The organism is Meridianimarinicoccus zhengii (genome assembly GCF_003254465.1).
GTDB classification, from domain to species: Bacteria; Pseudomonadota; Alphaproteobacteria; order Rhodobacterales; family Rhodobacteraceae; genus Meridianimarinicoccus; species Meridianimarinicoccus zhengii.
This window is the reverse complement of sequence record NZ_QDFI01000097.1, coordinates 1-13,802: the sequence shown is the minus strand read 5'-3', so window position 1 is coordinate 13,802 and position 13,802 is coordinate 1. Positions and strand designations below refer to the sequence as shown.

The following is a 13,802-nucleotide window of genomic DNA, read 5'->3' as shown; positions in this document are numbered from 1 at the left end:
CCAGCGCTCCAGCGTGATCTGCGCTGAGAATCAGTAGGTTAGGAATTGTTCAGGGCGAACTACATAACTTTGAAAGCTTCTTTCTCTTGTTTTGGGTTCTTGCTGTCTCGTCGATATCCAAAAATTGCGCCATCCTGTGATATTTTCACACCCAATCCAAGCAATGCAAGATGCTTGGCGGCGGCGGTTCGCCCACCGCTGGTGCTCCCTCCTTTGATCTTTGGTATTGCCCCTACAGCTATTACATTGCCCTGATGGTCGATCACCGTTGTTCCATCGATTGCGGAAAGTTCCAGGCGGAGGGATCGATCAAGTTCGTTAAATTTCCTACCGTTGACGATGCGTGCGACAGCTTTCGCCTTGTCTGATAGTCCTTTGGACAACCAATCTGTGTCCACAATCATCTCTTCTGCCGCTCTTATGCTCCCCGAAGCGATCACGCCAATGCAGGCGCCGGTACGAGCAAATGAAGCATCCAACGCGGTTTCGTATATCGCCCTACGAAGTTCTTCTTCTTTCGGTACACCCATTTGGCGAATGATCGGCTCGTGCGTAAGAAAGTGCCAATTCCCGCTCCTTCGAGCAAAAAGGAGTTGGCCATCACGAAATACAAGAATTTCGCCGATCCGATTCAAAACAATGGCGACCCTCCCCTTTATTTCTTCAGTCCAAGCAGCAACAGCAGAGTGCCGCCAAGGATAGTATCCTTCTGCTGAAGTTGTCGGCTCAAGCACTAGATGACCTGAAAAATTCAGGTGCTTAGAAAGCGTTAACATTGTGTCGAAACCATTGGACAGAACCGCAAAAAAATCCTGCTTCGCAATATTGGCGAGAGGAAGAGACTTCTCCCCGGGAATAGTAGGGTCAATTCCGATTGCGCTCGCGATAGGTTTTCCTTCGTAAAGTCGCGTTGCCAAGAGCGCCAGTTGATCGATTACAGCCAAGAGTTCTGTGCCTTTGCCCGGCTCTGCTGTTGCTTCAGCGACTACACGGCGCTGGAAGGTTGAGAGAAGATCATCCCGTAATGGACCCTGTAACTCGTTTGACATCCTTGCCAATCCGGACACAAATGCCTCTATGACCTTCGTTTCACGAGCTGGATCACTCTTTTGCGCAAAGGGTTGATCACGACGGAACTTCAGGCGATAGGTGTCTGTTCGGTTCACTTTGAACCCGATTGTTTGCGGGTTCACGAAGGCGACTGTGCTGTCTGCGGAAGTTGAAATTTCCGCCGTCTCTTCGATACTCGCGCCCGAAAAAAACGGTAGAAGATAGCCGTAGGCAATTTCGCGGAGAAGAGTTTCGTCCATGTGCTTCGCAAGCGAGGTCCTACGCTTGATCGGCATGCTGCGGCTCCTCAATTACCATGCGCGACGAAAGGCCATTCCAGATTACCATTGACTGTAAAATGCCACTGCCGAGGCACGAAACGCATTAAAATCGGCGACATTCCAGCAGACCGAATACCCGTCTCGTAGGAGATAATGGATACCGTTGGCGCAGGTCAGGTCGCCAGTCGCGCAGGTTTGAAGCCAATGCATGTAGTTCTCGAATGTCCCCTGACGGCTTGCCACGAAGTGCTGCGTCGGAACGTTGGAGAGCATGCCCTCAAGATAGTACGGCGGAGCGATCCCGTCTTTGAGGTAGCCTTGGTCCACCATCGTGTTCCGCATATTCTTTAGTACGCGGATACTCGGCTTGAAGCGGCTGGACGTGGCACTGTTCTTCGTGGTGCAGTTGTCAAGGTGCTGCTTCGGATAGTTAACGATTTTCTCTCCGTCTGTCGTCCAAAAACAGACACCCTCAACGAAAGCAGGCTCCCCAGTGGTAGGATAAGAGGTGAAAGTTCTGTTCGCGACGCAAACCAGGACGTCGGCATCTCGCCGGGTGCCATTGCCGGGGATGAAGATTGCCTTCTTACCCACTTTCACGCCAGCACCGAACTTTTCTTTCAGCCAGGTGAGCACTTCGGTTTTGAATTCGCTGAAGTTTATACCGCCCGGGGATCGGTTGGCCTCGTAGCGAGCCTTCTCTTCGTCTTTCAGATAAGAGATGTCGCCGTAGTAGACCGACGTCAGACAGATCACAACGTCGACATCGCTATCCGCATAGATATTCGTATCATTGCCGTACGACCCCTGAAGGAAAATTCTGTAGGACCACTGATAGTAGGGAGAACTCGGATCGTCCAAGACCCTCTTAATGGTCTGGTAAGTACCCGCGGACTGAGCTTGGGAGCCTTGGTGAGACCAGGTCTCGAGTTGATGTTCAGGGATTGCCATGAATTTTCCTCAGCTCAAGAGTAGTTGATGAATTTCTTCCTCTTTGCGGCCGAACGATTGCTCGCCCTGCTGCCGTAGGAGGTTCAACTTCTTCAAATCGTGTTCGAACATGTCCGTCGCCATTTCTGGCTTGTCGAAGGTGTCACTTACGCGCACGGTCGGGACGTTGGCAAAGAGCAACTGCCGAAGCTGATCCATTGATGCAGTGTTTACCCCGAGGGTTTTCTGAAGCAACTGCACCGGCAGAAAGCTCTTGATCTGGCGAGCAATGAATCCTTGGTGCGGCTCCGGATACTGGCCGCACCCTATAGTCAAGACACGACAATCCTGTGGGGCGAAACCGAGCGGGCCGGTCGCATCTGCGAGTGCATATAGCGCGGGGTTGTTCGCCACGTAGCCACCATCGAATAGTTCCACCTCGTTACCGTGATCCGTCGTGACGATCTTCCTATCGAAGAACGGGTAGGCCGAGCAGGAAGCTTCTACGGCATCAGCAAGCTTGCAGCCGAAGCCTGGTACGAAGGTGGCTCTACGACCATGAGCCTGTGTCTGACGACTCTTAAAGATCATCGGCGTCTCGAGTTGCCACTTCGTCGAGACAACACCGAGGCCTGTGAGTACGGTGTCGAAGCCATCCTCACCGAAAATAACTTCACCCACCTCTCTCAGACGCCGCGTCCGCTCACCTGCCTTTTTCGCTTGCATGATCTTGGGAACATGCTCGCAGTAAAGCGCGTGGATCTCGTCCACGGTCTTTCCAGTTGCAAGCAGTGTCGCGATGATTGAACCGGTGCTTGTGCCGAAAATGACATCAAATGTCTCATGGATCGGAAAAGCAAGCATGGCCTCAACTTCTCGCAGCACCCCGAGTGAGTAGAAGCCTTTAGCGCCACCCCCATCGAGACTCAGAATTCGGCAAGTTCGGTTCACCTCGTCCATTGCTATCCTTCACTGAACAGTTAATCTGCTTTATCATCTGAATGGTTGAGACTCGACGCGTGAGAGAAACTATCTGCAATTTTATCTCTCCTACCGAAAATTTTTACAGAACCGCTTGTCGCTCGATCCGTCCAATAATGCCCAATTAATTCAAATGGCGGACTACCAATCACCTTGTACTTGAAGCTGCCATAGTGTATTTCACTAACTTTGGATCTAAGGAGGATGGATGGATCACTTTGGTATATGCCATATAAATAGGCCGCACCATCGTCTTGGACATCAAAGCTGCCTGAAATTAAAAAAGAGTCAGCCTGCTCCGTCATTAGGCGAACAGAAATAGATGAAAATGTTTGACGTATAGACACGTAGCCCTCAATTTCTTGAACGCGCCCACCAGTTTCTGGGTGGACATAGGAAGACTGCAGACTGACCTGCCACGTGCCGTTCAGATTAGGCCTTTTACAAAAGGCCATTATCGGTTGAGTCTTCCATAGATGCTTGTCAAAGAGCCAGAGCGATGATGTGAGTACTGCCAAGGTAAGCGAGTACGGCTTAGCATGGTCCCACGATAGCTCGATTCCCAGTATCCAAAGGAACCCTCCCCAAACCACGGTGGCAATGATAAGCAGAACTGAGACAGAAAACCGATCGAGCAAGGAGGCCTCCGTGTGTCATGATCTGAAGCAAGCACTTGCCGAACTGCGGCACGTTGAACTTCCTTTTCACCCGATCATACTGGTTTTTGCAACAGGTGAAGTGTCCCGTGAAGATTGCTTACCCATGAGACGGTCGCCCATGCCCGAGGTCGGAGCACCGTTCGATGCGACTGTCGCTCAGGTTTTGACTGCAGCTGTTCAGCTTAATCCAAGTGTGCATGACGGTGCGGTGATCTTTCGACGTGCTAGCAAAGGCGAACCATATCGTTTGTCAGCATGGTCAATGAGAATTGTCAGTAGGCATGAGCCTCATGCTCCAGAGCCAAATCTTGGCTCCGCTTACAATAGTGTACTCTCACTATCCATGGCCCAAAACGTCGATATGTGCTGCACGATTGCTCCCGGCAGATTAATTTTTTTCGAGAGTGGACAGGCTTATTGGTATGACGAGTGACGCGACTCGACTGCCAGAAAGTGATCAGTCAGCAGATGTCCATCTTACCCCGCTTTACGATCGATCAGCATAGAGACGTCCTGTACGCTCGGTAAGTAAACACTTCAAAGAGTGCTGCATAGCAGCGCCATAAAGGTTGCGAATGTCGGCTGAGGGCCGGGTACGTCGGTCCACTGAGGCCGCGCTGGGGCTTACTTGCTGCGCCGCCGCAGGGCGGCTCCGAGCCCAGACTGACCCTGGTGCGGCGGGGAGATTTCGCGCAGGCATAGAAGCTCAAGACGTCTTGGACGGCGCACAGCGGCCGCCCGCCGACGTGCCCCATGCCGTAGCGCAGCGTCCCCGGAGCGACCGTTCGTTCATCGTGCCGCATTCTCGCAGGGCAGATGGCAGTTTCGAAGATTCTTTCGCTCATTCACCGGAGACGTTTGGTCCGAGGACTGCCTGAATCCTGACCCTGCGCTCCAAGGGGCGGGACGTGGGTGGGTTGGAATGAGCATTCCTCCGGCATCGGCTGGGAGTATACTTCCGGCTTGCCGGGCTTGAGATCATTTGCAGCTGAAGCCCGGGGCCGCCAGAAGTGGGGTCAGTGGCCGCGCGCGACGCGCCCTCGTCATCCCGGCGACGGTCCCAGGCGCAGGGCGAGCATGAGGAGCGCTATGGCGGCGATCCAGGCGGCGAGCACGCGCAGGGCGATGCAGAGCGCCGGGGCGCGGATGCGGTCGCGCAGAAGGTCGATGCAACCGGCGATATAGAGCAGGCTGAGCGCTGCCCCGGTAGCAGCGCCAGCCATGGTGAAAGCGCGGTCGCGGGAGGGGCCGGCATCGGGCAGCGAGGCCCAGCCGAGTAGCGCGCCTGCCCCGAGGCTCAGGAGCACGACGAGCGGCAGCGCGCGGCCCGGTGCCAAGGCCGCGAATGTGGCCGCGAGGGTGGCGAGGCCGAAGAGCCACGGTGCGGGGTCGCCGGTCGGCGTACCAAGAGCGAGGCCGGCGGCGAGACCGATTGTGGCGGCGCCAAAAGCCCAATGCAGGCGCTGCATGGCAAAGCCGCCGAGCAGAAGGCCCGTGGCCAGCAGCGCAAGCGCCTGGTCGGGCGCCGAGACCGGGTGCAACAGCCCGGCGTAAAAGCCATCGATGCCCGGGAGCGGGCTGTGCGCCGCCACTGGCCCCGCGCACGCGCAGAGGGCGACGCCGATGGCATGCCGCGCGACGCGCGCGCGCATCAAAGAACGCCGAACAGAAACCCGGCGCCCGCCAGAGAGATCACCGCGCCGCCACCGCGGATCGCGAGGGCGCCAAGGGGCCGTGCCACCAGCAGCCCCAGTGCGATGCCGGCAGCGTGCAGCAGCCCCGTCGAAAGGACGAAGCCCACCGCGTAGGCGAAGGGGTTCACCGCCTGCGGCAGTTCCGTGCCGTGGGCATGGCCGTGAAAGACGGCAAAGGCCCCGACGACGACCGCAGCCACCCAAAGCGGCGGGCGCACGGCGAAGGCGATCAGCAGGCCGAGCACGATGGCCGAGGCCGCGATCCCCGCTTCGACGAAGGGCAACGGCACGCCGATCACACCGGCGGCGGCGGCGAACGCCATGACGAGCGGGAACACGATCGGGAGGATCCAGATCGCCGGGCTTCCGAGGAAAGCCCCCCAGAGGCCCACGGCGACCATGGCGGCGACATGGTCCCAGCCGAGGATCGGGTGCGTGAAGCCGCTGACGAAGCCGCCTGCGCCCCCGTGATCGACATGGCCGGCGGCGGCGCCGGCGAGGGCGACCCAGAACAGGGCGGCGGCTGGCAGGATCGTGCGCGGCGTCATGAGAGCTCCTTCAGAAGATATCAGGTCACGAACCCGGCCATCCGGTCGATCATCCAGACCGTGGCGAGCGTGCCGATGGCATAGGCGGTGATGCGCAGCGCGGGGCTGCCGGGCGCGAGGATCGGCGCGCCGCCGCGCAGAAGCCGTGCGAGGAACAGGCCCGCCACCAGCACCGCGGCGATGAACATCAACTGCCCCACCTCGACGCCGAGGTTGAAGGCAAGGAGCGCGAGCGGCACATCGCCCTTGGGCAGGCCGATGTCCAGCAGGGCACTGGCGAAGCCAAGGCCGTGCAGCAGCCCGAACAGGAACGCGACAGTCCATGGGAAACGTTCGGTCAGGCGCAGACCCTGTCCGGCCGGTTGTGCGAGTTCGGCGGCGAGCACGACGATGGACAGCGCGACGACGGCCTCGACGGGCGGCGCGGGCACGACGATCCAGCCCAGCGTCGCGGCCCCCAGCGACACGGAATGCGCCACGGTGAACGCGGTGATCGCGGCCAGCAGAGGCCCGGGGCGGCGGATCAGCAGCAAAAGCGCGAAGACGAAAAGCAGGTGGTCGAGCCCGCTCATGATATGGTCGACACCGAGACGGAAATAGTCGGTGAAGCGCGCGAGCGGCCCTTGCGGTGGCGGCACGGTGAAGGCGGGCGCGTCCGGGGTCAGGCGGTGCGTCTGCGGCGGCGCATCGCCCGCGAGCGTGTAGCGTATGAGCACATCGGTGCGGGTGGCCTCCAGCCCCTCGATCGCGACGGTCCCGCCGCCAAGGCCCTCCGGGCAGTCGGCCACCCAGCCCGCGACGAAGGCCCGCCCGTCGAAGATGGGCGCGGGCCCCTGCCGCGGCGTGCAGCCTTCGGGCAGGACCGCGTCGATCGCCATGGGCTGTCCCTGCACCTGCGGCTTGCGCAACGTCACCCGCCAATCCGTACCGCCGAAATGGGTCAGTTCGAGATAGCCAGGCTCCAGCGCGTGGGCCGCCACGCGCCCGGGCAGGAGTGCGGCAAGCAGTGCAAGGATCAGCGCCGCGCGGATCATTCGGGCAGCACCGCCGCCGGGTCCGGGCGGACGATGTCGTAACGGGCGGCGAGCACGGCGAAGCGTTCTTCCGCCAGCCGTGCCCGCACGGTGGCGCGCCAGTCGCGCTCCACCATGTCGCGGATTTCGGCAAGGGGCGGCAGGCGGGGCGGCACGACGCTCAGGACGCGGACGAGATGGCGGCCATAGGCGCTGTGCACCGGACCAGCCCAACCGCCGGGCGCGAGCGCTGAAACCTGCGCGTGGAAGCCCGCCCCGAAGGTGCCGTCGATCACGGTTGGCGGGCTCGGCGGCAGGCGCTCTGGCAGAAGGCTCGGCGCGGCGAATGCATCCGTGTCGTCGCCCGTGCGGAGCGCCACGCGCAGCGGCTCCGGATCGGCCCCATCGCGCAGCATGACCTGTTCGAACGCCACCATACCGGGCCGCGCGAACCGCTCGGGATGTGCCTCCAAGTGGGTGGTCAGCACCGCGTCGGTCGCGTCCACGGCGTCCGCGCCGCTTTCCGTCAGAAAGATCATCTTCTGCACCAGCCGCTGGCGGACGACGGAATCGTCCCGGTCGAGCCCGAGTGCCACGGCTTCGCGCACCAGCACCTCTTCGCGGATATGGGCGTCGATCAGTACGGCGATCTCGTCCTCCGTGGGCGGCCTGCGCCACGTCGCTTCGAACTGGCGCGCAAGGCGCGTGGCGTCGCCGTCGGTCACCTCCAGCCGCGTGGCGGCCACAGGCGGTGGCGTGTCGTCCAGCACCGCGAACAGGGCAAAGACACCGGCACCCAGCACCAGGAAATGCAGAAGTGGCTCGCGCAGGATCGCCTTCATCTGCGGTCGGGTCCGGTCTGCGCAACAGCGGTCCGGTGCATCGCCTGCGCCGTCAGGAGGTAAATCCTGAGCGCGAACGCCGCCCCCGGTTCGGCAACGTATCCACCTGCGAGCTGGTCTGCGACCTGGGGTCCAAACGACCAGTCACCGAGCGCGCGAAGGCCAGCGACAGCCTCCGCCGCGACAGCGGGGTAGCCCGCGGCGAGGGTCCGCAGCGCCGCCGCGAGGTCCGGGGCGAGGTCGTGACCGGGATCGGCATGAGCGACCAGTGCGCGGGTCGCCGCGATGGCCGCTTCGCCCTGCGGTCGCGTAGCGAGGATGCGACCGATCCCCGCCTTGCCGTCGATCTCGACCAAGGCCATGAGCCAGGGCGCGCGCGCATCGGCCGCGACGTCGAAAGCGCGGGATCGGACAAGCGCGCGCGCGGCGGGGTCGGCATGCAGTCCGAGAAGCTGCACGAGGATCGGGCGCCATGGATACCACTCCGCCTCGGCCAGACGCGCCGCCAGCCAATCGACGTCCAGCGCCACCTCGATGCCGCGCAGGTCGGCATATGGCGCACGGGAAAGTTCGGACAGGGCGACACGGCGGATCACCGGATCGGGATGCGCATGAAGCGCGGCAAAGGCAGCGGTCCTGTCGGGATCGTTCGCCGCGTCGGACCAGTCGTCCGCGTGGTCGAGCATCCGGCGGGCGAGATGCGCCAGATCAGGCCCGCCATGCCCACCGATCTGCCACCCGTCCGGCCCATGGAGCAGCAGCGCCACGCGGTGCGGGTCGGTCGCCATGCGGTCCCGTTCGACGCTGTTGATCAACAGGTCGACCGCGGGGGTCGCACTGCCGGACAGGATCTGTTCGACCCTGTAGACGAACGGCGCGGACGGGTCGGGCCGCGCAAGCACCACCGTGTCGGCTGCCCAGACACGGTCGGTCAGCGTGTCTTCGGGCAGGGCGATGCAGACGGTGCAGGCCACGGCGGGGCCAACGATTGCCGTGATTGCGACAGCGCCAATCAACCTTGCCAGATGCCTGCCACCACCGCGCAAGCCAGACCGCACCGACACCATGTCAGAACCGCGCCGTGACACCGACGACCGGACCGTAGAGTTCGAGCTTCGTGTCGCGGCCGTCGATCTCCTTGTCCACCGACAGGTAGCGGTAACCACCCCGCAGCGACCACGTGTTGTTGAAGCGGTATCCGGCCCCGCCGAAAACCTGCCAGCTCAGGTCCGACGCGTTTCCAAGGCCGAAGCCCCCGACATCGGCGAAGCCGTCGACGAACCACGCGTCAGACAGATCCGCCCGCATCCGGGCACCCACCACCGGGTCGATCCAGCTTTCGCTGAACGCGGCCGCGCGGTCGTTCGCCGCCGCCGCGGCATTCAGGGCCACGTCGATGTCGAGATCGTAGTAGCGCACGCCGCCCGCCAGATCGACGCGCAGGTCGTCCCGGTCCACGACGGCATAGGCCGCGAAGGCGGACACCACCGTCAGCCGGGTATCGACATCCACGCTGTCGAAGGCGATGCCGACTGGGGTGTCCTGCCCGGAGGTGAGGCTGGCGTAGTTGAGATCGGTCAACAAGGCCCATCGGCCGTTGCGCGCCTCGAACGCGGCGAAGGCGGCGATGTCCAGATCGTCCCAGATGTCGCCGAACGACAGCTCGGTTTCGACCGCGCCGACGGGCGTGTCCAGCTCGGTCGAGAGGGCCGTGAACCAGCCATAGGCCGACAGGGAATAGTCCCATTGCGATTGGGCCTGCGCACCGCCCGCCATCGTGGCGGCGCACAGCGCGAGACCGGCGATGGCCTGTCTGGATCGGAGGGTCATGCCGTCACTCCGCGGGGGTGAACCAGATCGGCGCGGTATAGGCCCGATCCACGATGGTCATGCGGGTGCCGTCCAGCGGTGTCGTGCCGAAATAGGCGGCGTCGTAAGCCGTCCAGCGGGGCGTCGGGATTTCCAGCACACGGGCGTAGTAGAACGCCGACTGCGCGGGGTCGAAGTCGGGATCGGACCAGACGGTCAGAAGTTCCGGCGCGCCGATGGAGTTGACGTAGCTGGCCGTCGGCACGTCGACCGTGCTGCCGACCGGGGGCAAGGCCCCTGTAGCCGGGTCCACCACGCGGTCGTCCGACCAGACGACGTCATAGACCCGCTCGTTCAGACTGCCATCCGCGGCGAGCCAGCCCTTGACCACTTGTATCCGGTCAAGATTGGCGCCGATCGGGTCACGCAGGGCGGCCACAAGGAACGTCGGCGCTTCTGCGCCCTCGGGCGGTGTCGGCAACTGGCCCCCCATCGGCACGCCCCGTGCGTAGCCGACCTGGGCCGGCAGCCGGTTGCGCGCATCGGCGTCGGTAAAGTCCCAGCCGCCGAAGAAGCGCACGATCATCCGCGGCCCCGTCGTGGCATAGACCTCGCGTCGCTTCATCGCGTCCCAGATCGAGGTGCGGGTATTCTCCTCGGCCCAGACGGCGGCGTAGCCCGACGCGCCCACTTCCCAGTCCATGACCGTGACGCCGGTGGCCGCGTTGTTGATGAAGGTCGCGGTCAGTCGTTCCGCGCTCGGCTCCTGCGGGGCGGTCTTGCCGAAGAAATTGTCCTCCGCCAGCGCCGCCAGCGCCGTATGGGCATCGCTCGACCCGATCAGGCCGAACTTGTAGGGGTTCGTGCCAAGGTCCTGTTCCAGCGCGAGGCCGTTCTTGAGCGCCGCACGGGCGTATTCGAACTGCAACATGTCGGGCGTCTTGGGCACCGATCCGTCAAGGTTGCCCTTGTCCCACGTTTCGAAGTCGGCGAACGCGTCATCGGGCGACAGCATCGGATGGGCCTCTCCGTCGCCCTTCGTCTGCGTCAGCTCATAAAGCGGTTCCCACCGGGCGCGGTTGGCGGCGTATTCGGCGTCGAGTGCCGTGCCGAAAGCCTCGTCCACCGGGAACATCAGGCCGTTCGACAGGTTGCCGTTGTGCGGGATCGCAAGGACCGAACCGCTGGTCTTTTCCTCGTAGGTGCGCATCCATTCCCACAGGTCGGCGGGATTGTCGCTGCCGCCGGGCCCCAGCACGGTAAAGGGCTGCATCAGTTGCGCGCGGTCGCCGTTGTCACGATAGATCACGTTGCGATGCAGGTTGTTGCCGCCGGTGTTCGACGTCCATTCATACCCGATGAAGGCGGTGAAGGTGACGGGATCGTTGAAATCTTCGGCCGCGTCGATCGTCTGCTGCCACGCATCCTTGTACCCTTCGCTGCCGGGCAGGAAGGCGATCGCTTCGGGAAAGGTGCCTTGAGAGAAGGCGACGATGATCTCCATCGCGGCCTGCGGGCCCTGACCGCCCTGGATCAGGTCATACCAGCGCCGCCCGGTCGGATCGGCCAGCATGTTCGGACGCCCCGACAGGAGCGCCGGAAAGAACCCCATGTTGTCGGAATGATCCGCAACCACCAGAAAATCGAGCGGCCGCGACAGCTTGACCGGTTGGCCGGTGTTGGAAACGACCTGTTCGCCGCGCGCGAAGCGATACGCGTCGCGCGGGTCGAGCCGCGCACCGAACGCGCCGGCATCCATCGAGAACGACGTGTGCAGATGCGTGTCGCCAAAGAACGGCCGTACGGGGAAGTTCCGGTCGGCAAAAGGTGAATAGGGCCGCTCGCCCCCACCAAGGGCGACGTTGTCAGCCGTCGCCGCACCGGTGATCCCGACCTGGCCTTGCGCCTGCGCCTCCGGCGCAAGCGTGGCGCCCGCCGCAAGAAGTGCCGTCGTGCCAAGCGCGGCGCGCAGCGCCGTTCCGATCAGTGTCCGCATGTCCCATCCTCCCAACCCGCCACTGTCACGCCTCTGTCCAGGCACAACTTGCCAATCACGATTACACGACCGCTGTGCATGCGTTTTGCTTTGCGCGCCAGAATGTGCACCGATGGGGGAGTTTTGACGCGCGCATTCTCGGGACCAAATGACACGGAACCTGCCTCTCATCAGCGCCGGCGCACTCGGGCCAATCCTCGACTGGATGGAAACCAACGATGCCCGGTCAGCGGAACGGCTTGCAGCCTGGGATCTGTCGTGGATCGCTGGACACCCGCTTGATCGCCCGGTGCCCCTGCTTCCGGCGGTGTCGCTGTTTGTCGAATTGGTGCGCGCGCACGGGCCAGACCTTCCCTGCCGCATGGCGCTGGCGCGGGGCATCTTCCAGCTTGGCCCCCTGGGCGCGCGGGCCTTGGCAGCAGGCACCGTGGGCGGCGCCGTCCGGGCCATCGCGACGGCAATGCCCCGCCACTGCACGAACGAGATGATCACGCTCCAGATCACTGAGGGCGGATTCGTGATCCGGGATCTCTGGTCGCTGGCCTTCGACGACGCGGAAACGGCGCATGCCATCCAGCAATACGTCGCGGCGCTCTTCGTGTCGCTCTTCCGGCTCGGCTGCGGGGAGACGCGGCCTGCGCGCATCTCGCTCCGCCCTCATCCCGTGGATGGTCTTGACCACATCCTGCCGTGGTTCGGGGACAGCGCCCTGCGCGCGACGCAGGACACGCTCGTACTGTCCGTGCCTTCGGTCCTTGCCCGGAGCCCGCTCGACCTGACGCACCACCCGACTGAGCCCCCGCACGCCACCGACTGGCCGCGTCTCAGAACCGACGGCACGCTCACCGAGTCAGTGCGCCACCTTGTGCGCAGCATGCTCGGATTTGACACGCCGACCGTGGATCGTGTGGCCGGCTATGCGGGCATGAGTTGCCGCAGCCTCCAGCGCCGGCTGTTGGACGAGGGCACGTCGTTCTCGGCCATCCTCGACGCAGCGCGGCGCGACCTCGCCGTGGAACGGGCCGGACACGCTGACGATGCGTTGGCAACGCTGTCGTCAGACCTCGGCTATGCCGGTCAGGCGAGCCTGTCGCGCGCATTTCGACGCTGGACTGGCGCACCGCCCAGCCGGTTCGGGCGATCATGAGCCAGGGACACCTGGCGAAACTGCATCGTGACCCGCGGTGATTCCGATGCCGCGCTAGAAACCAGCAACCGCAAGCGAGAGCTTGTCACTGCCCAAGACGGCCCAGACCATGAACCCATCGCAGAGATCATTTTGCATGGGGGGGTGCTTCTTAGGGTCCAGTCTCATTGAGTTTCACAGCCAGAAGATGACAGCTGCGGCCAAGGCGATGGCGGACAGGAAGACCTTCGGGCATCTGTCGTAGCGTGTGGCAACCCTGCGCCAGTCCTTCAGGCGCCCGAACATGATCTCGATCCTGTTGCGCCGTTTGTAGCGGCGCTTGTCGAATCTGACGGGCTTGCCGCGGGACTTCCGGCCGGGGATGCAGGGCTTTATCCCCTTGTCTTGCAATACTTCCCTGGACCAGTTGGCGTCGTAGCCGCGGTCCCCGAGCAGCCAGTCGACATCCGGCAGTCTGCCCGGCAAGGCCCGCGCCCCGATGTAATCACTGACCTGCCCTGCGGTTATGAACAGCTCGAGTGGTCGCCCCTGGCTGTCGCAGATCGCGTGCAGTTTCGTGTTCATGCCGCCCTTGGTCCGGCCGATCAGGCGACCGCGCTTGTCATTGGCCCCCCTTTTTCGCGGCCAGGCTGGTCGCTGTCCGGTGGGTTTTCAGATAGGTCGCGTCGATCATCACCGTCTTGTTTTCGGGATCCTCAGCAACCAGTCCGACCAGGATCCGGGCGAACACGCCCTTCTCGCTCCAGCGCTTCCAGCGGTTGTGGAGGGTCTTGTGCGGGCCGTATTCCTTGGTTCAGGCTGAACAAACTTCTGGCTGGCCGCTCTGACGATTGCCGCGACAGTTTTCAGCCA

Annotated in this window: 13 protein-coding genes and 1 pseudogene; 2 read left to right on the top strand and 12 right to left on the bottom strand. The window is 62.7% G+C overall.

The window, feature by feature from the left end:
* Window positions 1-59 precede the first annotated feature (59 nt).
* Genes DDE13_RS20130 through DDE13_RS23050 form a run of 4 tightly spaced genes read right to left on the bottom strand, consistent with a single transcriptional unit; the run spans window position 60 to window position 3,880 of the window.
* Complete coding sequence (locus DDE13_RS20130; RefSeq protein WP_235868790.1) at window positions 60-1,346, bottom strand: hypothetical protein; 1,287 nt, start codon at window positions 1,344-1,346, stop codon at window positions 60-62.
* Between the two features lie 45 nt (window positions 1,347-1,391).
* Window positions 1,392-2,282, bottom strand: a complete 891-nt coding sequence (locus tag DDE13_RS20125) for a nucleotidyltransferase domain-containing protein (RefSeq protein ID WP_111406021.1) — start codon at window positions 2,280-2,282, stop codon at window positions 1,392-1,394.
* 9 nt (window positions 2,283-2,291) lie between these two features.
* A complete protein-coding gene (locus DDE13_RS20120; RefSeq protein ID WP_111406020.1) occupies window positions 2,292-3,221 on the bottom strand; it encodes a patatin-like phospholipase family protein in 930 nt (309 codons plus the stop codon).
* Window positions 3,222-3,241: 20 nt separating this feature from the next.
* The gene (locus DDE13_RS23050; protein WP_162631125.1) at window positions 3,242-3,880 is read right to left on the bottom strand and encodes a Cap15 family cyclic dinucleotide receptor domain-containing protein; all 639 of its coding nucleotides are present in this window, start codon (window positions 3,878-3,880) and stop codon (window positions 3,242-3,244) included.
* Between the two features lie 10 nt (window positions 3,881-3,890).
* Here DDE13_RS23050 and DDE13_RS23045 point away from each other — a divergent pair, with 10 nt between their 5' ends.
* Complete coding sequence (locus DDE13_RS23045; RefSeq protein ID WP_162631124.1) at window positions 3,891-4,334, top strand: hypothetical protein; 444 nt, start codon at window positions 3,891-3,893, stop codon at window positions 4,332-4,334.
* 610 nt (window positions 4,335-4,944) lie between these two features.
* Here DDE13_RS23045 and DDE13_RS20115 read toward each other — a convergent pair.
* The 7 genes from DDE13_RS20115 to DDE13_RS20085 form a co-directional block, all read right to left on the bottom strand.
* Window positions 4,945-5,553 carry a hypothetical protein gene (locus DDE13_RS20115; RefSeq protein WP_111406019.1) on the bottom strand — a complete coding sequence of 203 codons (609 nt, stop codon included), beginning with the start codon at window positions 5,551-5,553 and terminating at the stop codon, window positions 4,945-4,947.
* A complete protein-coding gene (locus tag DDE13_RS20110) occupies window positions 5,553-6,143 on the bottom strand; it encodes a HupE/UreJ family protein (protein WP_111406018.1) in 591 nt (196 codons plus the stop codon). Before DDE13_RS20110 ends, DDE13_RS20115 begins: the two co-directional genes overlap by 1 nt.
* Window positions 6,144-6,163: 20 nt before the next feature.
* A complete protein-coding gene (locus DDE13_RS20105) occupies window positions 6,164-7,177 on the bottom strand; it encodes a HupE/UreJ family protein (RefSeq protein ID WP_111406017.1) in 1,014 nt (337 codons plus the stop codon).
* The gene (locus DDE13_RS20100; protein ID WP_111406016.1) at window positions 7,174-7,998 is read right to left on the bottom strand and encodes a peptidyl-prolyl cis-trans isomerase; all 825 of its coding nucleotides are present in this window, start codon (window positions 7,996-7,998) and stop codon (window positions 7,174-7,176) included. Before DDE13_RS20100 ends, DDE13_RS20105 begins: the two co-directional genes overlap by 4 nt.
* Window positions 7,995-8,972 (bottom strand): hypothetical protein, encoded by a 978-nt coding sequence (locus DDE13_RS20095; RefSeq protein ID WP_111406015.1) that lies wholly within the window; start codon window positions 8,970-8,972, stop codon window positions 7,995-7,997. The genes DDE13_RS20100 and DDE13_RS20095 overlap by 4 nt, the downstream gene beginning before the upstream one ends.
* Before the next feature lie 94 nt (window positions 8,973-9,066).
* A complete protein-coding gene (locus DDE13_RS20090) occupies window positions 9,067-9,828 on the bottom strand; it encodes a hypothetical protein (protein ID WP_111406014.1) in 762 nt (253 codons plus the stop codon).
* Window positions 9,829-9,832: 4 nt separating this feature from the next.
* Window positions 9,833-11,803 carry a DUF3604 domain-containing protein gene (locus DDE13_RS20085; RefSeq protein WP_111406013.1) on the bottom strand — a complete coding sequence of 657 codons (1,971 nt, stop codon included), beginning with the start codon at window positions 11,801-11,803 and terminating at the stop codon, window positions 9,833-9,835.
* Window positions 11,804-11,951: 148 nt separating this feature from the next.
* On the opposite strand from DDE13_RS20085, the gene DDE13_RS20080 reads away from it, so the two are divergent.
* The gene (locus tag DDE13_RS20080) at window positions 11,952-12,950 is read left to right on the top strand and encodes a helix-turn-helix transcriptional regulator (protein ID WP_111406012.1); all 999 of its coding nucleotides are present in this window, start codon (window positions 11,952-11,954) and stop codon (window positions 12,948-12,950) included.
* 174 nt (window positions 12,951-13,124) lie between these two features.
* On the opposite strand, the pseudogene DDE13_RS20075 reads toward DDE13_RS20080, so the two are convergent.
* Window positions 13,125-13,740: pseudogene (locus tag DDE13_RS20075) on the bottom strand (IS5 family transposase); the annotation flags it as partial.
* Window positions 13,741-13,802 lie beyond the last annotated feature (62 nt).